The organism is Cobetia sp. SIMBA_158, assembly GCF_046566945.1.
GTDB lineage: Bacteria > Pseudomonadota > Gammaproteobacteria > Pseudomonadales > Halomonadaceae > Cobetia > Cobetia amphilecti.
The window spans coordinates 596,803-618,530 of sequence record NZ_JAWJYL010000001.1 but is presented as its reverse complement, the minus strand read 5'-3'; the positions used below and the strand labels follow the sequence as shown (position 1 = coordinate 618,530).

Here is a 21,728-nt window from a genome sequence, read left to right as displayed (position 1 = left end):
ACAAGAACGGCGATGCTCCATGAGCATCGCCGTCTTCTTTTTTCATATCAGACACTTCCTCTCGCCCCAGACACTGCCTCGCGCCTCAGACAATTCCCAGACGCTGCGCCTGCCGGTACAGGTTGCCGCGATCGACCTTGAGCCTGCGCGCCGCCTCCGCCCAGTTGCGATCACTCGCCTGCCAGACCCGCGAGATGTGCTCGCGCTGAAACGCCTCGGTGGCATCGCGCAGTCCCAGCGTCTCGTCGCCTCCCTGCCAGGCGGTGCGCTGTGCAGAGCTTGCTCCTTCTGTCTGACTCGCTTCCGCCGCCTGACTCGCTCTTCCCGCCTGATCCACCAGCCCCACCTGCGCGCCCTGAATCTCCTGCGCCGCGCCGGTGGCCCGCTCAAGTGACATCTCGGTATTGACCTCCAGCCCCAGCAGCTCCGGCGTGATCACCACCAGCTGGCGCCCATCGGCGCGCAGGCGAGTCGGGTGGGCACCATGCGCGAGCCGGGCATGCAGGGCGGCGCGGCTCAGGCAGTGCTCCAGCTCACGCACGTTGCCGGGCCAGGGGTACTCGCACAGCAGGCGCTCCGCCGCCGGCGTCAGGCGCAGATTGCCCAGTCCGAGGCGCGTACGGTTGTGTTCCAGGAAGGTGCCGGCCAGCGCCAGCAGGTCCGCACGCCCGCGTTCACGCAGCGGCGGCACCCTGAGCGGATAAACGCTCAGGCGGTGATAGAGGTCTTCACGGAAATGCCCGGCAGCGACCTCCGCCTCGAGATCGCGATTGGTGGCCGCGATGACGCGCACATCGACTTTGACCACGCGATCGCTGCCCAGCGGCTGCAGCTCGCCTTCCTGCAACACCCGCAGCAACTTGGGCTGCAGCGCCAGTGGCAGCTCGCCGATCTCATCCAGCAGCAGGGTGCCGCCATCCGCCATCACGAAGTGGCCACGGTGATCATGGGTCGCGCCCGAGAAGGCGCCACGCCGATGCCCGAACAGCGCGCTTTCGACCAGGTCCGGCGACAAGGCGGCGCAGTTGATGCGTACCAGCGGCCGCGCCGCCCGCCGGGAAGCGTCGTGCAGGCGCTGGACCACGCCCTCCTTGCCCACGCCGGTCTCGCCCTGCACCAGCACCGTCATCTCGGTATCGGCGACCGCCTCCAGCTGCGCCTCGAGCCTGGCCATCGCCGGGCCACGCTGCGGGCAGGCCATGGCGCTCTGTGACGCCATGCCTGTCGGTGATACCACCATCGGTGCCGAAAGCCCTGATCTGCCGACCGTGGCTCCCGCGGCCCACTCCTGTCGCAGTGACAGCGACAGGCAATGCGCGGGTAGTGACAACCAGGCCTGCAACTCCTGAAGCGGAAGTGCCAGCTCGTCCGTGCTCGCAGAGGCGCACAGCGATTCCAGCGGGGCCAGCACTCCCGGCGTCAGCGCGTCGAAGGTCATCACTCCCAGCAGGGTATCGCCCTCGCGCAGCGCGATACCGGCGCAGTCATGCACCAGCAGATCCGACCCATGCACGTCCCCCAGCAGGCCATCGAAGGGGTCCGGCAGGTCGCTGTCCAACGCAAAACGATGCACTCCCGTGTGCTCGGCGATCGCCTTGAGCCGCGGGTGCTCCGCCAGCGCGAAGCGTCGCCCGCGCACCTCGGCAGGCAGGCCGTAGGTGGCCAGTGGCAACAGCTCGTCACGCTCGGGCAGGTAGCGCATCAGGGTCGCCGCCTCACCGGGCAGCTGCTGCATGATCGCGGCCAGCAGACGCGTCCATGGCAGCGCGCGCCGCTCGCCGCCCTCCTCGCGGGACAACCAGGCGGCGAGCCAGGCATTCACAGCCGCCACCGGCGTATCGTTCAGGGGCAAGTGGGCATCGGGCATGCGGTCATCCTTGCAGGTATCGGGAGTGAGAGAGGACTGAAGATTGATGTCATCATGACACGCATGATGTCATTAAAACACGCCACATAACCATGTCATTTTGACATCACAGGCCTGCAGAGTGCATGACGTCTGGCCTCGAGAGTTGGCACGCCCCTTGCCATGGATAGGAGGACATCAATCAGAGGTATCGTCATGCTGACCAACGCCCAGGAAGACCTGATCGCCGCCACCGCTCCCGTCGTCGCCGAGCACCTCAATGCCATTACGGCGCGCTTCTATCCGCTGATGTTCGAGCGCTATCCCGAGGTGAAGCCGCTGTTCAATCAGACCCACCAGGCCAGCGGCGGCCAGGCCCGTGCGCTGGCCGGCGCCGTACTCGCCTATGTCGGCGCGCGCCACTCGCGTGAGGCGGTGGACCGCCTGCTGGCGCCCGTGGTCAGCAAGCATGTCTCGCTCAATATCCTGCCGGAACACTACCCCATCGTCGGCGAGTGCCTGATGGCCGCCATCGGCGAGGTGCTGGGGGACGCCGTCACACCGGAGATCGCCGATGCCTGGGGCGCCCTCTACGGGGAACTGGCCGCTGTGCTGATCGCCGCCGAGCAGGGCCGCTACGACAGCTTCGCCGCTACCCGCGGCGGCTGGCAGGGGCTGCGCCGCTTCCGCATCGTGCGCACGCAGGACGAGAGCCGCGAGATTCGCTCGCTGTACCTGGCACCGGTGGAAGGCCCGATGTTCTCCTTCCTGCCGGGCCAGTACATCGGCATGCGCCTGACGACACCGCAGGGCGTGATCCACCGCCATTACAGCCTGTCCCACGCGCCGGACGAGCGCTTCTGCCGCATCTCGGTCAAGCGTGAGGCCCACGGCCAGTCCAGCCAGTACCTGCATGCGCTGAAGGCAGGTGACGAGATCGAACTGCTGCCGCCGGCCGGCGAGCTGACCTTCGAGCATGCTGCCCCGCAGAGCGCCGATGCCCCGGTGCTGTTGCTGTCGGCCGGTGTCGGCCAGACGCCGATGCTTTCGCTGCTGACGGCGGCGCTGGCAGCAGGCCGCCAGGTGATCTATCTGCATGCAGCGCGCAATCCCGAGGTACATGCCTTCGACGCCACCCTCAAGGCGCTGGTCGCGCAGTATCCAAGGCAGCTGCATTATCAGGTCTGCTACGAACAGGCCGAGACGCTGCCGCCCCATGCGCAGCTGGGCATCATCGAGCGCGACTGGCTGGCGCAGCAGATCGCCGCGACCGGTGCCAGCGCCGAGTCGCTGCAGGCCTTCGTGATCGGCCCGCATGGCTTCATGCAGAGCATGATCCAGCACCTCAGCCGTATCGGCGTACCGCTCAGCCAGTGTCACCACGAGCATTTCGGCCCCTCCGCCCCGCTCGCCATCGACACTGCTGTCGCCTGATGCGCCAGGTGTGAGCCGCACCATGCAAAAAGCCCCCATCGCCTTGCGGCCATGGGGGCTTTTGCGTTCTCCGGCTTCATTCCAGCAGGCCGTGTTGTTATTGCGTGTCCAGCGTTGTTGTTGGTATTTCGCTGACTTCCATTCTGCTGTCGCTACAGGACGGAATCAGTTGGTGCGGCCGAGCAGTTCGCGTACATCTCGCGCTTCCCAGTGCGGGAAGTGCTTGCGCACCAGCGCGTTGAGGTCGGCTTCAAACGCGGCCCAGTCGGTCTGCTGGGTGGTGGCCTGGGTGCCGGAGCGACCCACGCCGCGAATCATGCCCGCGCCGACGGTCACGTTGCTCAGGCGATCGATGACGATGAAGCTGCCGGTACCCGGGCTTGAGCGGTAGTCATCCACCGGCACCGCCTGGGTCAGCTCGAGCTGGACGCGGCCGATGGCGTTCAGCGCCAGACTGTCGCCCTCGTGATGCTCCAGCGTGTTGACGTCGTAGAGGTAGTCGATGGCGCTGACCTGGCCGGTCAGGTCACGGGTCGCCAGCTTGATATCGTACTGACGGCCCGGCTGCAGCGGCTTCTCGTGCATCCAGACGACATCCGCTTCCAGTGCATTGGAGAGCGGCAGTTCGGCATCCGCCGCCACCAGCCAGTCGCCACGCGAGATATCGATCTCATCGTCCAGCGTCAGAGTGATGGCCTGCCCCGGATAGGCGATCTCGAGATCACCATCGAAGGTGACGATGCGCTCGATGGTCGAGGTCTTGCCGGACGGCAGCACCTTGACGCTGTCACCCGGACGCACGACACCGGCCGCCAAAGTGCCGCAGTAACCGCGGAAATCGAGGTTGGGGCGATTGACGTACTGCACCGGGAAGCGCAGATCGCTGAGGTTCTGGTCGTGGGTCAGCTCGACGGTTTCCAGCACCTCCAGCAGTGACGGGCCCGCTTCGCCATCGACGGTGTACCAGTCCAGTGACGGACTGCGATTGACGACGTTGTCACCCTTGAGCGCTGACATCGGCACGAAGCGGATGTCCGGCGCGTTCAGCTTGTTGGCGAATTCCTGATACTCGGCGACTATCTCGTTGAAGCGCGTCTCGGAATAATCGACCAGGTCCATCTTGTTGACCGCGATCACCAGGTGCTGGATGCCCAGCAAGTCGGCGATGAAGCTGTGGCGACGGGTCTGGGTCTGCACGCCGTAGCGCGCATCGATCAGGATGATCGCCAGGCTCGCGGATGAGGCGCCAGTGGCCATGTTGCGGGTGTACTGCTCGTGCCCCGGCGTGTCGGCGATGATGAACTTGCGCTTGTCGGTCGAGAAGAAGCGATAGGCGACATCGATGGTGATGCCCTGCTCACGCTCGGACTGCAGGCCATCGACCAGCAGGGCCAGATCGACCTCGTCACCGGTGGTGCCACTGGTCTTGGAGGCCTGGGTAATGGAGGCCAGCTGATCTTCATAGATCAGCTTGGAATCGAACAGCAGACGACCGATCAGGGTCGACTTGCCATCATCGACGCTACCGCAGGTGATGAAGCGCAGCAGGTCCTTGCGCTCGTGTTCTTGCAGGTAGGCTTCGATATCCGCGGAAATCTTGTCTGACGCGTGGGACACATTCTTCTCCTTGCCGCTGTCATGGGCCTGATGAGGTGGCGAGCCAGTGTCGCGAGCCAGTGTCTCGTGAGGCTGCGAGCCGACTCATCAGGCAAATTGTTCGTTCAGGTCATCAAGCGACGCGTGGCGGCGCCTGCAGGCAATATACTGGGGCGACCTTAGAAGTAACCTTCGCGCTTCTTCTTCTCCATCGAGCCTGCCTGGTCATGGTCGATGGCACGCCCGGAGCGCTCACTGGTACGCGTCAGCAGCATTTCCTGGATGATTTCCGGCAGGGTCGCGGCGGTGGATTCCACGGCGCCGGTCAGCGGGTAGCAGCCCAGGGTGCGGAAACGCACGGACTTCATCTCCGGCACTTCGCCTTCCTTGAGCGGCAGACGGTCGTCGTCGACCATGATGTCGAGGCCGTCACGCTTCACCACCGGACGCACGGCGGAGTAGTACAGCGGCACGATCTTGATGGACTCAAGGTAGATGTACTGCCAGATGTCCAGCTCGGTCCAGTTGGAGAGCGGGAAGACGCGGATGGACTCACCCTTGTTGATCTTGGAGTTGTAGATGTTCCACAGCTCCGGACGCTGATTCTTGGGGTCCCAGCGGTGGTACTGATCGCGGAAGGAGTAGACGCGCTCCTTGGCGCGCGAGGCTTCCTCGTCACGACGTGCGCCACCGAAGGCAGCATCGAAGCCGTGCTTGTCGAGTGCCTGCTTGAGACCGGCGGTCTTCATGATGTCGGTGTACTTGGCACTGCCGTGATCGAACGGGTTGATGCCCGCCGCGACGCCTTCCTGGTTGATGTGCTCGATCAACTCCATGCCGACTTCCGCGGCCATCTCGTCGCGGAACTTGATCATTTCCTGGAATTTCCAGGTGGTGTTGACGTGCATCAGCGGGAACGGCGGCACGCCCGGCGCAAAGGCCTTGCGCGCCAGGTGCAGCATGACGGCGGAATCCTTGCCGATGGAGTACAGCATGACCGGATTGGCAAATTCCGCTGCCACTTCACGGATGATGTGAATGGATTCGGCCTCAAGCTGCTTGAGGTGGGTCTGACGTTCGGGGGTAAGCATCGCGTGCGGCAACCTCGTGAGCGTTGGGACACGCCCCGAGAGGCGGCCCGTGAAGTCAGTGGCGCGCTCTGTCAGCGACAGATGGATGCCCCGAGGGAGCACGCCGAATGGTTACACGGTACTCGCCCCGCCTTGATAACGTCAAAGAATCAGAAACTATCTTTTAAGACCAAAAAGGCATACCTGATACCTGTGGGTCTTGCGCCACATTCATGAAGGCCGAGGGCATTCACGCTGACACCCAGAACTTTCATGCTGACGCCCAGAACATTCATGCTGACGCTGTGGCAGCGCCAGCGCATGGGGCGAGCTTGCCCGCCCTTCCTTGCGAGCCTGGCTAGAGCGTGACCCGCTCCACCCAGGTCTCGAGATGCTCGCCATCGAGATCCACCACGCGCAGGCCGGGGCGCGCCGCCTCATCCACGGCGAAATCATGGCTGAGCGGAGCGAACTGATCGGAGGTGGAAGGAACGCCATAGACGGCCACACTGCCCTGCCCACACGGCATGAGTTGCGTGAAGGCCTGATGGATATGCCCACACAGCACGGCCCGCACCTGCGGGTATGGGCGCAACGTTTCCCACAGCGCATCGCGGTCGGCAAGGCCCAGCGCATCCATCCAGTCCGAGCCGATCGGCAGCGGATGATGATGCATGGCCAGCAGGATCGGGCGCGGGTCCAGCTCGACGGACAGCGCCAGTGACTGCGCAAGCTCGCTCAACTGCTCCTCGCCAAGCTCTCCCCCCGCCTGCCCGGTGACGCGCGAATCCAGACACAGCAGTCGCCAGTCGCCCAGATCCAGCTCGTGATGGAAGGGACGCAGCTCCTGCATGAATTCAGGGTGATCGTGGTTGCCCGCGAACCAGAACCAGGGGCAGCCAAGGCCATCGAACAGCTCTGCCGCCATGCGATAGGAGGCAGGACTCTCGTCCTGGCTGACATCACCGGTCACCAGCAGGATATCGGGGCGCAGGCGCGAGGCATGCGCCATCACCGCCTCCAGCTGACGCCAGGGGAAGCCCAGCCGTGAACGCGCATCAGGGTCGGCGCGCAGATGGCAATCACTTATCTGAATCAGTCGCATCGGTCTCTCGAGCAGCAGGGAAATGAACAGAACCGCGACGGCCGGGCCATCGCGGTTCTGTCAATCAAGACGGGAAATCCATCGGGTGTCAGCGCCTGTGCGCCATGCCAGCCTTGAGCGTCACGGCAACTCCGGCACATCCGCCTGCCCGAAGGCGCGGGCATGGGTCAGCCATTCGCCGAGAAAGCGATTGAGCTGAAGCTTTTCGTCCGGCTGGTGCATGCGCGGATTCGGGTAACGATTGCGCCCTGAGAAGTGACGCTGGCGCTGAAAGTCGGTGACCTCCGCCATGCGCACATCGTGGTACAGGTGCACACTCATGCGCGGCGAATCGATGATGTGGTCCAGCACGCCGGTCTGGGCGACCGTGACCATGGTGGTATAGGGCGCGCATTCGACCACCTCGAGCAGCAGCGTGCCGAAGTGGCCCTGATTGCCCGCCAGCGGGAAGGCGAAGCTGTCACCGGCCTCGGCCTTGCCGAGGATGCGCGTGAGGCGCAGATAATTGGACCCGCACTCGGCATGGAGTGCTTTTAGGTCAGCCACATAGGCTTTCTTGACCTGCATGGGCGATCTCCTTGCGAATCTCAGAACATTGGCATGTTGTCTGTCAAAGCACGCCCGCTATCGTGCGTGGCAAGATGCGGGCGGCGTGCGATAAATCAAGCGCTGCGCCAGCGCTCAGGCTGTCGGCGATCAGCTCTCGGCTATCAACTTTCGGCTATCGACTCTCGAGTCCAGCTCTCGGGACTGAAGCTGAGACGAAAACCGAGACCGATACGGACACTGGCGCTGACAGTGATCATTGCTGGCTGCCGGTTTTCAGCAAGCCTCTAGAATAGCAGCTCTGACGCGCAGGTTGAGGAAGCCTGCGTGAGACGCGGGGGATTGCCAAGCTTCGCCTTCACTGCCTCAGGCATGCATGACGCGCAACGAGGCACGTTCACGCAGCAGCCATTGCATGGCCATGATGGCCATCGCATTGCCCAACCGCCCTTGTTCCAGCAGCGTGAGGGCCGCCTGGAAATCGAGCACATGCACGCGGATGTCTTCATTCTCCTCGGCCAGACCATGCACGCCGCCCAGCCCACGGCTGTCACACAGACCAATGAACAGCGTGACCTCCTCGGTACAGGCGCCGGGGCTCGGATAGTAGCGGTAGAGTTCGATCAGGTCGGTCAGCTCACACCCCGCCTCCTCGACCGCCTCACGGCGCGCGACCTCATGGGCCTGTTCGTCCTTGTCCACCAGCCCTGCAATCGGCTCCAGGCTCCAGGGCGTGCGTGCGTCTTCCAGCATGCCGGCACGAATCTGTTCGACGAAGACCACGCGGTCGTTGACCGGGTCGTAGGGCAATACGCCTACCGCATCGTGACGGACATGCACCTCGCGATGGATCACATCGCTCCAGCCACCGTTGAAACGCTGGTGGCGGAATTCGCGCTGCTCGAGGCGAAAGAAGCCGTCCTGCAACACCCTGGCTTCGACCAGTTCGACATCATCATGTGCGAAGGCCTGTTGCCCTGCGACGTGCTCTTGTTGCTCGCTCATGCATCCTCCTTGGCTGAGCAGGCATTATCCTGTCCTGCCGCGAGACTGGCCAGCCCGTCACCTGCAAACTTGCTTGCCGCACCGTACCGAGTCAGTCATCAGCGCCATTCAAGGCGCCATCTGAAGGCATCTGGGCGAGTTCTCATCCACAGAGCGGTAAACGACACGGCCCGAACGGGATCTCCGCTCGGGCCGTGGGGCTCAGGGGCTCTGGGGCTCTGGGGCTCTGGGGCTCTGGGGTTTAGGGGCTCAGGAATTCAGGGGATTCATTCGGGGTGTTACATCAGCGCCTGACGCCAGTGCTGCCGTTCACTTGCTGGGCCCACTGATGGTCGCTCCAGCCAGCCTCCGCCTCCAACAGCCATGCAAGCGATACGGGCGGCGGAGACTCACTGCAGGCGCTTGATCAGTGCGGCGATCTCTTTCTGCAATTCCTGATCGGCCAGCTCACGGTTGGGACGCGGCGGCCCGTCCTGAGCGAGACGCGCATGCTTGAGCGCTTCCTCATCACGGCCTTCGGAGGCCAGATAATCAGCGTAATAATAATTGGTATCCATGCCCGTCGGGTTGACCTCAAGCCCCTTGCGCAGCACTTCTCCCGCCTTCTCATCGTCCCCGAAGCCCACCGGCCAGCCAGGCGCCTTGTCATAGAGCGCGCCAAGCGTCACATAGGCGGAGGCATTGTCGCCCTTGGGGTCGAGCGTGATCGCCTTCTCGAGCGTGGACTTGGCTTCCTTGGCCAGATCCAGCGCTCCCAGGCCACCGCGCGCCTTGGCCCATGAGGCCAGGATGATGCCTTCCCAGGTCAGCACATGGGCATTGTCCGGATACTGATCCGCCAGCGCCCGCACCTCCTTGCCCAGGGCCTCCATGCCCTTTTCCTGAGCATCACCGGAGACCTGATAATTGATCTGTGCCCAGCGCTTGGAGAGCGGGAAGACGTCATCATCGCCCGGGGCAGCATGGGCTCCGGTCATGCCGGCCAGCGTGATGCCCAGCGCCATGCCCCCGGAGAGCAATACGCGACAGCAACGGGATATGACACGGCAAGACGGGTGTGAAGATGGCAGCATAGGCATGGACAGCTCCCTGATTTTCGTTATTGTTGGCAGATTCAGCATGGGTGACGCGCAAGTGCTCCGGCGAACACACTGACTGTAACGAACGTTTGAATTGGCCGCCAATCACCCTTGGTCGCAGGTCTCAACGCTAGCGAACATCGCACACGACGCCTTGAGCCTTACCCACAGAACCAGCGGAGCAGACCATGCAAGGTCGCAACATGACACGCTGGCGCGACCCCAAGACGGACCCGCGCCAGGAAAAGAAGAGCAACGTGATTACCCCGCAGGGCCACGCGAAGATGAAGGGGCTGGCCGACCACCTGAGGCGCGTGAGGCGCCCGGAACTTTCGCGCAAGACGGGCGAGGCCGCCGCCATGGGGGATCGCAGCGAGAATGCGGATTACACCTATAACAAGAAGGCGCTCAATCAGACCATCGCCAAGATCGCCTATCTGGAGAAACGCCTGGATGAGCTGACGGTGGTCGATCGCCTGCCCGCGGATCTGGAGCGCGTCTATTTCGCGGCCTTCGTGGCGCTGGAGGACGAGCAGGGAGAGGAGATGGAGATTCGCATCGTCGGCCCTGATGAGACCGACAATCCGCGCCGCTGGATCAGCGTCGATGCGCCCCTTGCCCAGGCATTGCTGGGCAAGGGGCTGGATGATGAAGTGAGCGTGGCCGCGCCGGGTGGCAAGACGACCTACATCATCACGGCCATCCGCTATCAGTCGCCGGAGGCGTAAGCGGCGAGCTGGGCATCAGGCCGCGGGGAATCAGGCCGCAGAGGCTCAGGTCGCAGGGAATCAGCGCGCCTTGCGTGCACGATAGACCTTGAACTGGCGCGTTTCCGCGAGCACTTCAAACTCGCCGAAGGCCGCCTGCAGCAGATCGGGATACGGCAGGAAGGCGTTGGCGACCAGCGTCAGGGTGCCGCCGGGCATCAGGTGATCCGGTGCCTGGCTGATCAGGCGCGCCGCCGGCCCGTAATCGATATCGCGCTCATGATGGAACGGCGGATTGGCCACGATGGCCTCGAACCGCTCCCCCTCGAACGCCGCGAAGACATCACTCAGGCGTACGTCCGCCTCAAGCCCGTTGAGCGCCAGACTGCGACGGGTCGCCTCCACCGCGAAGGCACTGACATCGCCTGCCATTACGCGCGCACCGTGGCGCGCCAGCCAGCAGCTGATGATGCCATCACCCGCCCCGATATCCAGCGCACGCTTGTAGCCACGGGTCGGCAGGTTCTCCAGCAGCAGCGCGGTACCCGGGTCCAGCTTGGCATTGCCATAGAGCCCCGGATGGCTGGTCAGTCGCATCTCCAGCGCCTCGAATTCACCCCAGCCTTCTGTCCATTGCCCAGCCACTGCCAGTGGCGATTCACTGCTGGCGGCCTGTTCGGCCGTCAACTCACGCGTGGCAGATGACCACAGCTGGCAACGGCGCGCGGTATCGTCCTTGCGCGCCGTCAATCCCAGCGCCTTGAGGATGCGCTCAGCGCGCTTGATGCCGCCATTGACCTCGCCCACCACCTTGATCGGCGTACCGGCCGGCAACACCTGACACAGCGCCACCAGCCACCATTCGCCCAGCGCGTGCGCCTTGGGCCAGAACACGATGGCGCCCGCGGCTTGCGCGATGGTGTCATCAGCTCGCGCATCGGCGAAGGACACCGCATGGCTGACCCGGTGCCCGGCTTCCCGCGCGGCATTCACGATGCCGGTGTCATGCCCCCAGACACGCCGCTGGCGGTCCGATGACAGCCACCAGTCATCACGCGGTGCAGCGACCCACAGCCAATCACGGAAATCACTGTCCTGACGCTCGAGCAGCTGACAGGCGGGGGTTTGAGCAGACATGAAGACTCCAACAGAGTAGGAAGATACGGACAACGGCGAGGGCGCCGGATATCGAAACAATGCGGTTGTGCGGGTGCCGCCTCAGGCCGGGCGCACCAGCTCATAGTGCAGATAGCGGCCCAGATAGACGAAGGGGGGCGTGCGCCAGTGCTGACACTCGAGCGCCAGCAATTTCTGCATGTCAGCCTCGCTCAGCGGGTCGCGTGAGCGCAGATAGTCGTGGAAGACGCGCAGCCCGGTCAGCTCACGCACCTCAAGCCCCGCCTCCGCGGCCCACTGGCGTATCTCGCCATCGCGCAGCGGCGAGATGGGCGTCAAGCGCTTGCCGGTGCCCCAGCCTGCCAGGCGCCCTTCCAGCACCTTGTCGAAATTGCCCTTGCTGACATTGGAAAACGCCAGCGCATCGCGATTGAAGACACTCAGCGACATGACGCCACCGGGCGCCAGCAACTCCGCGAGCAATGCAAAACCCTCCCGCGGATCGACCAGCCACTCCAGCACGGCGTGGCACACCACCACCGGCCACTGCTGATCAGTCGCGGCGGCGAAGCCCTGCAGGTCACCCCCCTCCCAGACCAGTCGCCCAGCGAACGGCTCATCATTCGACAGCGCGTCGGTTTGACCTGGCACTTGCGGATCTGACGCCGCCTGAGCCGCCTGGAATGGATCAGCCGTCGAACCAGCGGACAGCTCCTGGCCTTGCGGCGCGGCAGTGCTCAGGAAGCGTTTCGCGCGCTCACGCATCTCGCCAGAGGGCTCGACCAGCGTGAGATGGTGCCCACGCGTGAGCCACCAGTGAGCGGTCTGCCCGAGACCCGCACCGATTTCCAATACCGGGGAAGGCGGCAGGTGCGAGAAACGCTCATCCATCAGACGCTGGGTCAGCGCAAGACGAACACGGCCGCGCTCCGTGGTGTAGAAACCACGTTCGAACTTGTCGGCCAGACCATCGAAATGACGATCAGCGGTGGCACGGCGAACGCGGGAAGCGCCAGCGCGGGACGAGGTTTTCGGCTCAGGCATGAAGAATATCTTGGCGAAGGAGAAAGAACTGACGAAGCGATGGTGCAGATAATGCCTCACTCACTCGCCAAAGGCACTTCTCGGTGCAGATGAACCGCCCACTGATGCCGCTGACGGCCCGCTGCCACGCATTTCCTCCGCCAAATGGATCGGCGTAGAGTGAAGCCAGCATCGTGGAGACCAGAGAACGGCATATAGCGAAGGAGGGGGAGGTCATGAGCCAACGCGTCCTGCTGATCGTCCGCAAGCTCAACATCGGCGGTATCCAACGCAATACCGTCAATCTCGCCAATGTCTTGCACCGCGAAGGCCATGAGGTCCATGTACTGGTACTGAAGGGCGAACTGAAACTCGTCCCGGATGCCGGCGTGCACCTTCATCAGGTCGACTTCGACAAGGCATTTCGCAAGACGGGCATCGGCCTGCTCTACGACCTGTTCACCCGCCTGCTGCTGGGCCCGTGGATCAAGGGCTCAGGATACGTCTGGCGAGGCTATTACGGCGCTCACTATCTGCGCCGTTTCGTCGCGCGTCTGGAAAAGGAACACGGCCCGATCGATCGAGTCATCACGCGCGGCCAGGGCGCCTTCGAGACCTTCTGGTCGTGGCGAGACCCTCGCCTGTGGCAGGTGGCGGTGTCATGGCCCGGCGACCTGAAAGAGGGCTGGCAACAACGCTTCCTGTTGAGCCGCCTGTATAGCGGCAAACAGGTCGTGTGCAACACCGACAATGTGCGCCAGCAACTGGAAAACCTGCTGGAAAAGCATCGAATCAAGCCGGCGCGACTCGCGACCATCGGCAATGTCTGTGATCTGGATGCCATCGCCGCCATGGCAGAGGAAGAGGTGGAACTGCCCTCCCGCCCTTACGTGGTACAGGTGTGTCGCCTCTCGGACGTCAAGCGTCAGGATGTGCTGATCAAGGCATACCTCGCCTCAGGCATCGAGGAAGACCTCGTCATCGTCGGCGATGGCCCCAAGCGGGAAGCCACCGAAGCATTGATCCGCGAGCTGGGCGTCGGCGACAGGGTCCACCTGATCGGTAGCCGCCTGAACCCCTACCCGTGGATGAAGCACGCCCGTCTGTTCGTGCTCAGTTCGCGTAGTGAGGCCTTCGGCATCGTGCTGGTGGAGAGCATGTGCTGTGGCACGCCGTGCGTGGCACCGGATGTCCCCGGCGGCATTCGCAACGTGTTGATCCATGATCAAGCGCGCCTGATCTCCGAAGACTCCATCGAGGCGCTGGCAGCCAAGATTCGCGAAGGCCTCGCCAACCCGCCGGCACTCGACTCGGATCCGGAGCTGATCGAACGCTTCCGCGATACCCGCATCATGCAGGAGTTTCTGTCCCTGCCCACTGATGCCGTGACATCAAACTCCCGCTGACACCTAAAGCCCTGCATTTATCGAGAGACTTTCCTGCAGGGCTTGCTCTAGCGCTTCCCGAGACGCTGAACTGGCAGGACGATTGACTGGCAAGACGATTGGCTGGCAAGACGGTTGGGTGACAAAGCGATCGACAGACACGGCGATGCGATGTCCAGACCAAGAGTCAGGGCATTATTGATCGAGTATCGGATAGGGTAATCAAGTGCGGAAACCAAGCTCGGAAGTCGGGCCTGAAGCCAGGACAGACGCTGCTCACAGAGCAAGGGCCGAGCACGCAACGAACGGTACAGAGAAGACGATAAGGCGATGACGCAGAAGGCAGGACAGACGACGTCGTCCAGAAGGTGGGATTGCTGGCGCCCCCTGCAGGAGTGATACAGGCACGTCACAACTAGCCTCTTGGAGAGTTTTGCCTCACGCCATACACGCCACCATACAAGATGCTTTGTGCTGGCCGATGATCCTTCCACGCAGCTACCAGCTAGGCTAATCGATTAGGGAGAAAGGGAAAATAGAAGCTCTCCCTACTCACTTCCCGTCATGGGATGCTGGTTGGTCTACACGAGGTCAATAGCGTACTGATGCGTATATTCATCGCTCTACCCCTGCTCATCATCGCATCAATGACAAAGGCGGCGCCCATCGAGGTGCTGGTTACTCGCGTAATCGATGGCGACACCATAGAGATTCTGATCCCTGGGGACACCGCCGGATGGAACATTCATCGGACTCGGCTAGCTGGACTGAATACCCCTGAGCTTTCGAGCCGATGCTCTACGCCTTCAGCTAGAGCAGATGAGCGTGAGCTTGCCAGGCAAGCCAAGCGATTCGTTGAGGACCAGATAACAGGGCCGCTAATGGTTGAGAGGATTGGACAAGATAGCTTTAACCGACCTTTGGTCGAAGCATGGGCTGATGGCGTGAGCTTGAATGCGGCATTGCTAAGCAATGGACTTGCTCTACCTTACATAGCAGGCACACACGGTAAGCAATGGTGCCCGGAAAGCGCTTGATAGGCTTCAATCAGGCGGCGGATTTTGAATCCGTTTTTGGCATTTTGTGGACTGCACTGGCAGCAGGTCTTTCGAGATATTTCAGCCACTAAGCACAATCCATGTGCCACATGACGGACGTTATTTGGTCCCACTCTGCGCCCAAACTGCGACCCAGCGATGGCCCGATTCCTGCCGGCCCCACACCTGCACCACTACCGGCAGGCTCGGACCTCGACCAGCTACCTACCCCGCCACTTAGTGCGTTTAGCCCAGCTAGTATCACCCTGCATGTACATTCTCCCGCCGACGCAATAAACTCGCACGCATAAGTGTGCCCCTATTGACTAACCTATCCACTCACCAAGGAGTCAAGTGCTTAATGCCAGTCTGTCGCTTGCAACAATTGAGCATGACTAGATTCTATACCTTTGACAAAAATCGAAGAACATACAACACATTTAAAAATCGTTAATACAACCAACTAAACTGAGCTTCGCCCACATATAAATTTGATAGCCATGCACCAAGAAACTTAAATTATTACACACGGATATTAAAAATATGAATATATTAGAACAAGCGCAGCAATGGACTGCACTGTTGATAAGTTTGCTCAACAATGGGTTGGTCGGAGCTATTCTCGGCAGCATAACAACTTACATATTATCCAGCAAAGCCAAAAACAAGATAATAAAACGCAGGAAAGAATTCATTAACCAAAGCATTTTTAGTATAAAAAAAGACGCTCTAGAGGCTATAGACTCAGCTAATGAAAATAAAAATAAATTAAGAGAAACAGGCACTGTAACATTCAAAGAGTCTATCGACATCGGTCTTATAAAAAATATCGACCTTCAAATATCAGCAGAACTATCTACTCATGAAATCTCAGCATTGAACTCTATTGAAACTTACTCGAAACATTATAGAGATCAAAGTTCGGCTTTCAATAACTCTGATAGCAGCGAAGCAATAAATCGCATCAGATTAATTGAAGCTAATGACTCAATGTGTCGATATAGTGCCTATATAGTCATATACTGTGACCTATATCTTGAGAACAGCGAACTTCAATATTCATTTCCATTGTCTGCCGAGCAATTCAACTCTGAAGAAGAGCGCATATTTGTTAATTTTGAACAAAAATATGGTAAACCCGTCTTATAAACCCAAGTAATTAAGACAATATAAACTATCGACATAACACCTAGTTCAGAAATAGCGCTACAGCTTTATCAACTTATGATAAGTAAAATAAAACCGCTAACACTAACACTTATCGCAATAGTCAGCAGGCAGACTATTGTGTAATCTTATCTTAGTCACATGATAGAATACAAAAAATAATTCTCTGAGATTATATGCAACTTAACGCCATCATAAGACATTAAATCTTACATGCAATCATAATATTTACAACTATATGCATTGACTCTCTTATGACACCAAATCACATAATAAAATGAAGGAGAGAAGAGCGCAAACAGGAGTTAACGTTTGGGGGGACTATGCATCAAAACTATGCCCCAATAACAATCAACTTTCCTAGAACCTATTTTTTAAGAGCTCCCCTTACGAACCTGTATTATTATAACTAAACGCTCACTCGCTACACCTCGACCACCACCACCGGCAGGCTCGGCGCCACGCCAGTGATCTGGTCCCCCTCCACGTAGACCATGCCACCCACCTGGGCATCGCCCTGGCAGGTGCGCACCCCACCCCCTACCAGATCCACGCGAACGCGCGAGCCGCTGACGCTGATCACCTCGCCTACTTGGCGCGGCGTGGTCGGCAGCAACGCCAGCAGGCGGCGATATGGATTGGCCATGCTATCCCCCTCCTTTGTTTGAACTGATACCACACGACGCCATCACAGATGGAATCTCTGCAGCTCGATGGACTGGCGCACGCTCAGGGCACGCCCCTGCAGGCTTGCGCTGACGCTCACGCCACGCGAGACACTACGCCAGCCATCGCACTCGATCATCATGCCAGGCAGCAGCAGGCCGCCCAGAGAGGCCGCCAGGGGCATCTGCAGGCTCTCGGTGCTCTGGCGTAGGGTTGCGGCCAGCTCTGCGATCCCGCGCGACTGCGCCGGTGCCTGATCGGTAATCAGGGCATCCACCACGGTGGGCGCGAGCTGATCGCCGGCGGTGCCCTGCCGGATGATCTGGGCCTGGATGCCGCCGGTGTCGCCATGCAACCAAACGGCATTGCGGGCATCACCTGGCTGCTGATCGCTGCCCAGCTGGGTGATGATGTCACGGGGCACCGCCAGATCGACCTCGCTCTCAGCCCAGCGCCAGGGCGCTGCCTCGAAGCGTGGCGCGACAATGATGGTCTGATCCTGCTGGTGGGCCTGCACATAGCCGCCGGCCGCCTGAGCGATCCGCGAGATGGCGTCGATGGGCGCGAGGCTGTCATAACTCCACGCGCCGGCGGGCACCACCCAGTCAGTCATGCGCCAATCCAGTGACCAGCCCTCTGGCAGCTCAGCACGGGCGAGCTGCGAGGCGGTGGCCTGGCTGTCCTCGGTGTAGCTGCGCGCGGTGGCGTAGGGCGCGCCCAGGTACGCCGCAAGCGAGCGGCCGCTGATGGTCACGCTATGGCTCTGCCAGCTCTCGGAGCGTCGCCATCCATCCACCAGGCACCGCCACTGTTCGCCATTGATCTCGGCCATCACCTCCACCGGCTGGCCATCGGTGCCGGTCACCAGCGCTTGAGCGTCACGCCCTGCCAGGCCGGCAGAGAATGACCATGCCCAGCTGTCAGCGTCGATGCTGAGCGTCATCTGGGTGGCCGGCAGCTCCAGGCCATCGGAGAGGCGCACCAGGCGCGCGGAGTTTTGCACGATATAGAGCCTCTTGACGGGAATGGTCGGGGTGGGTATCTCACACGTCAGACCGAACTGCAGCACCCATGGGGCGCTCGGCATGGCGTGGCAGAATTGCAGGGTGGTGCTGCCCTCCACCGGCTCGAGCGGATCTGGCGGCTCGAGCGGCTCAGGCGGCAAGTCGATGCCAGGCGAAGGCCGGCGGGCCTGCTCCCAGGGCACGCGCCAATCGTCGCCAGTGGTGCGCCCTTGCTGATAGGGCACATCCATCGTCACCGGCTCGAGGGTGCGGGCCTCCTCATAGCGCGAGCGCAGGCGGGCATCATTGCGAGGCGGGTGCTGATAGCCGCTCGAGCGAGCAGCTGCGATGCCCTGCCCTTGCTCCCATAGCGGCCGCGAGGATCTGCGCGCACGCGGTAGACTCAGCCATGAGCTGACGCTGATCGTGCCCAGGATGCGCTCGGCCTGCTCCCACCGCGAGCCACTGATGGCATCGGTGCGGGGCCGTGCCGACCACTGGCCACCCTGGCTGGCCGCAAGCGTCGCGCCCTGCTCGAAGCCTGACGCGGTGGCACCATAGGGGCGAGCAGGCTGCTCCCAGCGGGTGCTGCCCTGGGCCTCGAGCGGGACCGCGTTCTCGAAGCGGGCACCGGCACTATCTGATGGCCCTCGAAAGACATTGATCTCGCGGGTCAGCGCGACATCGACTACCGCCGGCGCACCCAGCGTGGCCACCAGTGAAAGGCTGACACCATGCTCGACGCGGATCTCTGCCGTCACCGGCGGCGTGGTCGCCTCCAGACTGAGCGACTGGATCAGCTCGAGCTGCGCCCGCACGGTGGTCACTGGCATCACCAGGCTGGCCGCGATCTCGATAGCGCCACCCTGGGCGAGTCGAGCATCGAGGGATGGCGGCGTCAGCTGAGCATCGAGCACCAGCTCGCGCGGCAGCTCCACCGCCTCAGTGGCACCGCCGAAGCCCAGCACGACATTGCCACCCGCCGGCGGCGCATAGTCACCGGCGAACAGCAGCAGCAAACCAGGATCGCCACCCAGGCGCAGCTCGAGCGCTCGCGCATTCCAGGGCGCAAGCCCCTGGACAAACTGCAGCCTGATCTCTCTCACGGTGCCCCCTAGCCCTCAGCGAATACCATGCGGCTGATCCGCGTCAGTATCCCGCGATAAATCGTTGTCGAGCTGATGGTCACGTCAGCACCAGATCCCTCGATGCCGACATCCAGATCCATCACCCACGCACCCGCGCCATCGACCAGGCGCGACCAGGTGGCCTCGCCATCAGCGTCGGCCATCACCTCCTCAAAGGCTGCCCCCGTCAGGACGCCGCCAGAGAGATCGGCGGCGAATGGCTGGGGCACCTCCAGCGTGGCCAGCGCCACCTGATCGGTGACGGCAGCGCCAGGCGAGGGGCGGGTGCCGGAGTACACAACGAATGACGCCGGCGAATCGCCGGCATCTATCGCACCGGCGATGGCCGCCAGGCGCGCATTTTTCACGCTTGTCGAGAAATTGATCACGGGCCGTCCTCCACCTCAGAATGCACATTGTCTGACACGACAGCGTTTTGCTGCAGGGTGTGATCGAAGGCCATCACGTAGAACGCGCGGCGCGGGTCGAGGTCCGTGAAACGGTATTTGCCATCGGCATCGCTCCACGTCTCGCGCACGATGCGCCCAGTGGCCCGCTCATGCACTCGCACCCGCCGGCTGACGGGCTGGGCCTGGATGTCCAGCACGGTGCCGGCAATGACGCCCATGCGGGCGGGATCTGAGACGCCGCCAGTCGGCGTGCCATTGGCACCGCTGCCGTCGATCTGGTCAATGGCCCCAAGCCCAGAGGCACTACCAATAACCACCCTTATCAAGCTAAGGCCGGAGGCCGATATTGCTGACGGGTTAGGAACTCGGGGCGATGCGAACGGGTTGAATCCTAATGCGGGCAGACCTCCCTGCGCACCTATTGAGAAAAACGCCACTGGCTCGGCCTCTAGACCGCCATCCACGAGATAAACAGCTTTAATAAAGGCAGCATCCAAGTACCGCGTAACAGAACTATCCTTGACGTATGACAGTGTAATTACGCCATCTTCAGGAACGGCCACTGCAACGCGCACCCAGCCACTATCTCCTGTTACTTCTATGTCCCCCTCATCGTGGCTGATCACAAGATTATCGGCGTTTTCCTCCATGCTCGCCCTAACCTCGAGAATGGCCAGAACCAGGTCATTAACGCCCATGCCTTTGAGATCCAGATGCATTGAGGAAGTTTTGTCATGCCCTATATTAGCACTTCTATACGCTCCCTCATTTATATCGAAATACCAATCGCCACTATAGTTATCGTCGGTAATCTCTGCCGGAACCTCAGAACCATATCGGTATTCAATTAGATTAATAAAGGCAGAGTCGTCTCCTTTTGAGGAGCTGGTATCTTTTCGGTATTCTAATGTTATGACTTCACCATCAGATATAACAAAAGAACTCTCAACCCAGTCTTGCTCGCCAGAGTAATTCTGCTGATACCCAGGCCCGCTAATAAACAGCTTGTCATAATTACCCTCGGAGCTTACCCGAGTATTAATGATTACTCTTACGGCACTGTGCCCAGCTGCCGCACCAGCGAAAGGGTTAATAGTTAGCGTTGTGCTTTCACTATCATCAATGTCATCGCTTCGAAGTGCCCCATTGACTGAATCATAAAACCATGCGCCATCTAGTGATGGGTCTGGCTCGTTTAATGCCACACGATGAATGCTCATTAGCCAACCTCACCTCTCCAGCTATCGAGACGAAAACCGACCAGCACCTCACTGCCATCGGAGGAATCATAATCATAATTCATCATGAGCCAAAAGATTATGGGCACGCCTTCGAAGTTGGGCAAATTATCAATAACAGCGCCATGATAAGCACTTGACGTTTGCAAGGGTTGAACTAGTCCAGGCGCAAAGCCTCGCAATCCACCTGACTCGATAATCATCAATTTGCTAGCATTAACGTAGAATCCATTTGTTTGTGGCGTTGGGTAGTCCATGGTATTGCCAAACCCATCACCTATGCCCTGCATTTTCCAAACAGTATTGCCTGGCAGTTGGTGATATGCACGGGCAATACTGCGGCGCTCGGTGCTGCCAAACCTAGCAAGATCGGAATAATACCTCTCACTCCCATTCCAATCGCTATTACTGCCACTCTGGATACCGTTAATGATGCAATGATACGCATCGCCTGGCCTCACGGTCACTATGTCCCCAAGCACTGTTGCGCTTCTTTTTCCTGATGAGCCATAGCGGATCACCCAATAAATAATATAGCCATCAGCCACCATGAACCATTCAGCCGACGCATAATTACTGCTTGCTGGCCAGTATTGTCTAGCGACTTCGGTGTAAGTATCGAGATCAGTAAATGACTCGCAAACCCGAACATTCGCCACCATCTCGCCTCCTGTTGGCCGCTCCCCTTCTTCTTCTCCATTAGCGATGATAAAGGTCATATCCGTTGCATCTGCTGCCATGCGAGAAAGTGCCAGCTTATGGGTATCGACATTTTCAGCATCAACCTGCCAGCCGCCCACCGGTGCCGCTTTGATCTCGATAGTGGTGCCGGTGGCTGGTGACACGCTGGGCGCAGCGTCGGGCACATAGCGCACCCAGTCGCTGCCGATACTCGTCACGCGGTGCTGGCCGTTGTAGCTCTCCTGGTCTGCCCCGCTGATCTCGATCACCTGCCAGGCTTTGAAGCCATGCCCAGTGGTCAGCGTTACCAGCACCTCGCCGCTCTCGGCCTCATAGGTAGCGCTTGCCACCGGCGTCACATTGAAGCCCGTCACCAAGCACGCCTTGAGCAGCGCGATGAAATCACCGGCAGCGGTATCACCCAGCACCGGCGCGCCACCCATGTCATTGCTGAACCACTTCACGGGATAATCGACCATCTTGAAC

At 60.7% G+C, this 21,728-nt stretch carries 19 protein-coding genes; 5 read left to right on the top strand and 14 right to left on the bottom strand.

Annotated elements, in window-relative coordinates:
- Nucleotides 1-85: 85 nt before the first annotated feature.
- Nucleotides 86-1,867, bottom strand: a complete 1,782-nt coding sequence (norR, locus tag R2R70_RS02865; protein WP_410977221.1) for a nitric oxide reductase transcriptional regulator NorR — start codon at nucleotides 1,865-1,867, stop codon at nucleotides 86-88.
- Between the two features lie 195 nt (nucleotides 1,868-2,062).
- Here norR and R2R70_RS02860 point away from each other — a divergent pair, with 195 nt between their 5' ends.
- Nucleotides 2,063-3,280 carry a globin domain-containing protein gene (locus R2R70_RS02860; protein ID WP_324691987.1) on the top strand — a complete coding sequence of 406 codons (1,218 nt, stop codon included), beginning with the start codon at nucleotides 2,063-2,065 and terminating at the stop codon, nucleotides 3,278-3,280.
- Between the two features lie 165 nt (nucleotides 3,281-3,445).
- Here the strand turns inward: R2R70_RS02860 and cysN are convergent, their stop codons facing one another.
- From cysN to R2R70_RS02830, 6 genes are all read right to left on the bottom strand, one after another.
- Nucleotides 3,446-4,897, bottom strand: a complete 1,452-nt coding sequence (gene cysN, locus R2R70_RS02855; RefSeq protein ID WP_054557075.1) for a sulfate adenylyltransferase subunit CysN — start codon at nucleotides 4,895-4,897, stop codon at nucleotides 3,446-3,448.
- Nucleotides 4,898-5,055: 158 nt separating this feature from the next.
- Nucleotides 5,056-5,967, bottom strand: coding sequence for a sulfate adenylyltransferase subunit CysD (gene cysD, locus R2R70_RS02850; RefSeq protein WP_303592935.1), 912 nt, complete (start codon nucleotides 5,965-5,967; stop codon nucleotides 5,056-5,058).
- Between the two features lie 337 nt (nucleotides 5,968-6,304).
- Complete coding sequence (locus R2R70_RS02845) at nucleotides 6,305-7,051, bottom strand: metallophosphoesterase (protein WP_192838500.1); 747 nt, start codon at nucleotides 7,049-7,051, stop codon at nucleotides 6,305-6,307.
- Nucleotides 7,052-7,171: 120 nt separating this feature from the next.
- Nucleotides 7,172-7,618, bottom strand: a complete 447-nt coding sequence (locus R2R70_RS02840; protein WP_043337025.1) for a DUF1249 domain-containing protein — start codon at nucleotides 7,616-7,618, stop codon at nucleotides 7,172-7,174.
- Nucleotides 7,619-7,963: 345 nt separating this feature from the next.
- Nucleotides 7,964-8,602 (bottom strand): NUDIX domain-containing protein, encoded by a 639-nt coding sequence (locus R2R70_RS02835; protein WP_410977220.1) that lies wholly within the window; start codon nucleotides 8,600-8,602, stop codon nucleotides 7,964-7,966.
- A 389-nt stretch (nucleotides 8,603-8,991) separates the two neighbouring features.
- On the bottom strand, nucleotides 8,992-9,681 hold the full coding sequence (locus R2R70_RS02830) for a tetratricopeptide repeat protein (protein ID WP_410977219.1): 690 nt from the start codon (nucleotides 9,679-9,681) through the stop codon (nucleotides 8,992-8,994).
- Between the two features lie 188 nt (nucleotides 9,682-9,869).
- Between R2R70_RS02830 and R2R70_RS02825 the strand changes: the two genes are divergently transcribed.
- Nucleotides 9,870-10,409, top strand: a complete 540-nt coding sequence (locus R2R70_RS02825; protein WP_410977218.1) for a GreA/GreB family elongation factor — start codon at nucleotides 9,870-9,872, stop codon at nucleotides 10,407-10,409.
- A 60-nt stretch (nucleotides 10,410-10,469) separates the two neighbouring features.
- Here R2R70_RS02825 and R2R70_RS02820 read toward each other — a convergent pair whose 3' ends face one another.
- On the bottom strand, nucleotides 10,470-11,525 hold the full coding sequence (locus R2R70_RS02820; RefSeq protein WP_410977217.1) for a methyltransferase: 1,056 nt from the start codon (nucleotides 11,523-11,525) through the stop codon (nucleotides 10,470-10,472).
- Nucleotides 11,526-11,606: 81 nt separating this feature from the next.
- Entirely contained in the window at nucleotides 11,607-12,548 is a 942-nt protein-coding gene (locus R2R70_RS02815) for a methyltransferase domain-containing protein (RefSeq protein ID WP_410977216.1), read from the bottom strand.
- Between the two features lie 215 nt (nucleotides 12,549-12,763).
- Between R2R70_RS02815 and R2R70_RS02810 the strand changes: the two genes are divergently transcribed.
- The 3 genes from R2R70_RS02810 to R2R70_RS02800 all read left to right on the top strand — a co-directional run bounded on the left by R2R70_RS02810 (nucleotide 12,764) and on the right by R2R70_RS02800 (nucleotide 16,098).
- Nucleotides 12,764-13,933, top strand: a complete 1,170-nt coding sequence (locus R2R70_RS02810; protein ID WP_410977215.1) for a glycosyltransferase — start codon at nucleotides 12,764-12,766, stop codon at nucleotides 13,931-13,933.
- Nucleotides 13,934-14,481: 548 nt separating this feature from the next.
- On the top strand, nucleotides 14,482-14,949 hold the full coding sequence (locus R2R70_RS02805; protein WP_410977214.1) for a thermonuclease family protein: 468 nt from the start codon (nucleotides 14,482-14,484) through the stop codon (nucleotides 14,947-14,949).
- Between the two features lie 543 nt (nucleotides 14,950-15,492).
- Nucleotides 15,493-16,098: a hypothetical protein gene (locus R2R70_RS02800; protein ID WP_410977213.1), complete on the top strand. Its 606-nt coding sequence runs from the start codon at nucleotides 15,493-15,495 to the stop codon at nucleotides 16,096-16,098.
- Between the two features lie 442 nt (nucleotides 16,099-16,540).
- Here the strand turns inward: R2R70_RS02800 and R2R70_RS02795 are convergent, their stop codons facing one another.
- Genes R2R70_RS02795 through R2R70_RS02775 form a run of 5 tightly spaced genes read right to left on the bottom strand, consistent with a single transcriptional unit; the run spans nucleotide 16,541 to nucleotide 21,721 of the window.
- Nucleotides 16,541-16,762: a hypothetical protein gene (locus R2R70_RS02795; protein ID WP_043336619.1), complete on the bottom strand. Its 222-nt coding sequence runs from the start codon at nucleotides 16,760-16,762 to the stop codon at nucleotides 16,541-16,543.
- A gap of 42 nt (nucleotides 16,763-16,804) precedes the next feature.
- On the bottom strand, nucleotides 16,805-18,892 hold the full coding sequence (locus R2R70_RS02790; RefSeq protein ID WP_410977212.1) for a hypothetical protein: 2,088 nt from the start codon (nucleotides 18,890-18,892) through the stop codon (nucleotides 16,805-16,807).
- An 8-nt stretch (nucleotides 18,893-18,900) separates the two neighbouring features.
- On the bottom strand, nucleotides 18,901-19,302 hold the full coding sequence (locus R2R70_RS02785) for a hypothetical protein (RefSeq protein WP_410977211.1): 402 nt from the start codon (nucleotides 19,300-19,302) through the stop codon (nucleotides 18,901-18,903).
- Nucleotides 19,299-20,543, bottom strand: coding sequence for a carboxypeptidase-like regulatory domain-containing protein (locus R2R70_RS02780; protein WP_410977210.1), 1,245 nt, complete (start codon nucleotides 20,541-20,543; stop codon nucleotides 19,299-19,301). Before R2R70_RS02780 ends, R2R70_RS02785 begins: the two co-directional genes overlap by 4 nt.
- Entirely contained in the window at nucleotides 20,543-21,721 is a 1,179-nt protein-coding gene (locus R2R70_RS02775) for a hypothetical protein (protein ID WP_410977209.1), read from the bottom strand. The genes R2R70_RS02780 and R2R70_RS02775 overlap by 1 nt, the downstream gene beginning before the upstream one ends.
- Between the last annotated feature and the right edge of the window lie 7 nt (nucleotides 21,722-21,728).

What these genes read in the sequence shown, in the direction of transcription:
- R2R70_RS02795 (WP_043336619.1), bottom strand. Translation starts at nt 16,762, where the DNA reads ATGGCCAATCCATATCGCCGCCTGCTGGCGTTGCTGCCGACCACGCCG.
- R2R70_RS02810 (WP_410977215.1), top strand. Translation starts at nt 12,764, where the DNA reads ATGAGCCAACGCGTCCTGCTGATCGTCCGCAAGCTCAACATCGGCGGT.
- R2R70_RS02860 (WP_324691987.1), top strand. Translation starts at nt 2,063, where the DNA reads ATGCTGACCAACGCCCAGGAAGACCTGATCGCCGCCACCGCTCCCGTC.
- R2R70_RS02830 (WP_410977219.1), bottom strand. Translation starts at nt 9,681, where the DNA reads ATGCCTATGCTGCCATCTTCACACCCGTCTTGCCGTGTCATATCCCGT.
- R2R70_RS02835 (WP_410977220.1), bottom strand. Translation starts at nt 8,602, where the DNA reads ATGAGCGAGCAACAAGAGCACGTCGCAGGGCAACAGGCCTTCGCACAT.
- R2R70_RS02805 (WP_410977214.1), top strand. Translation starts at nt 14,482, where the DNA reads ATGCTGGTTGGTCTACACGAGGTCAATAGCGTACTGATGCGTATATTC.
- R2R70_RS02800 (WP_410977213.1), top strand. Translation starts at nt 15,493, where the DNA reads ATGAATATATTAGAACAAGCGCAGCAATGGACTGCACTGTTGATAAGT.
- R2R70_RS02775 (WP_410977209.1), bottom strand. Translation starts at nt 21,721, where the DNA reads ATGGTCGATTATCCCGTGAAGTGGTTCAGCAATGACATGGGTGGCGCG.
- R2R70_RS02840 (WP_043337025.1), bottom strand. Translation starts at nt 7,618, where the DNA reads ATGCAGGTCAAGAAAGCCTATGTGGCTGACCTAAAAGCACTCCATGCC.
- R2R70_RS02820 (WP_410977217.1), bottom strand. Translation starts at nt 11,525, where the DNA reads ATGTCTGCTCAAACCCCCGCCTGTCAGCTGCTCGAGCGTCAGGACAGT.
- R2R70_RS02825 (WP_410977218.1), top strand. Translation starts at nt 9,870, where the DNA reads ATGCAAGGTCGCAACATGACACGCTGGCGCGACCCCAAGACGGACCCG.
- R2R70_RS02845 (WP_192838500.1), bottom strand. Translation starts at nt 7,051, where the DNA reads ATGCGACTGATTCAGATAAGTGATTGCCATCTGCGCGCCGACCCTGAT.
- norR (WP_410977221.1), bottom strand. Translation starts at nt 1,867, where the DNA reads ATGCCCGATGCCCACTTGCCCCTGAACGATACGCCGGTGGCGGCTGTG.
- cysD (WP_303592935.1), bottom strand. Translation starts at nt 5,967, where the DNA reads ATGCTTACCCCCGAACGTCAGACCCACCTCAAGCAGCTTGAGGCCGAA.
- R2R70_RS02780 (WP_410977210.1), bottom strand. Translation starts at nt 20,543, where the DNA reads ATGAGCATTCATCGTGTGGCATTAAACGAGCCAGACCCATCACTAGAT.
- R2R70_RS02815 (WP_410977216.1), bottom strand. Translation starts at nt 12,548, where the DNA reads ATGCCTGAGCCGAAAACCTCGTCCCGCGCTGGCGCTTCCCGCGTTCGC.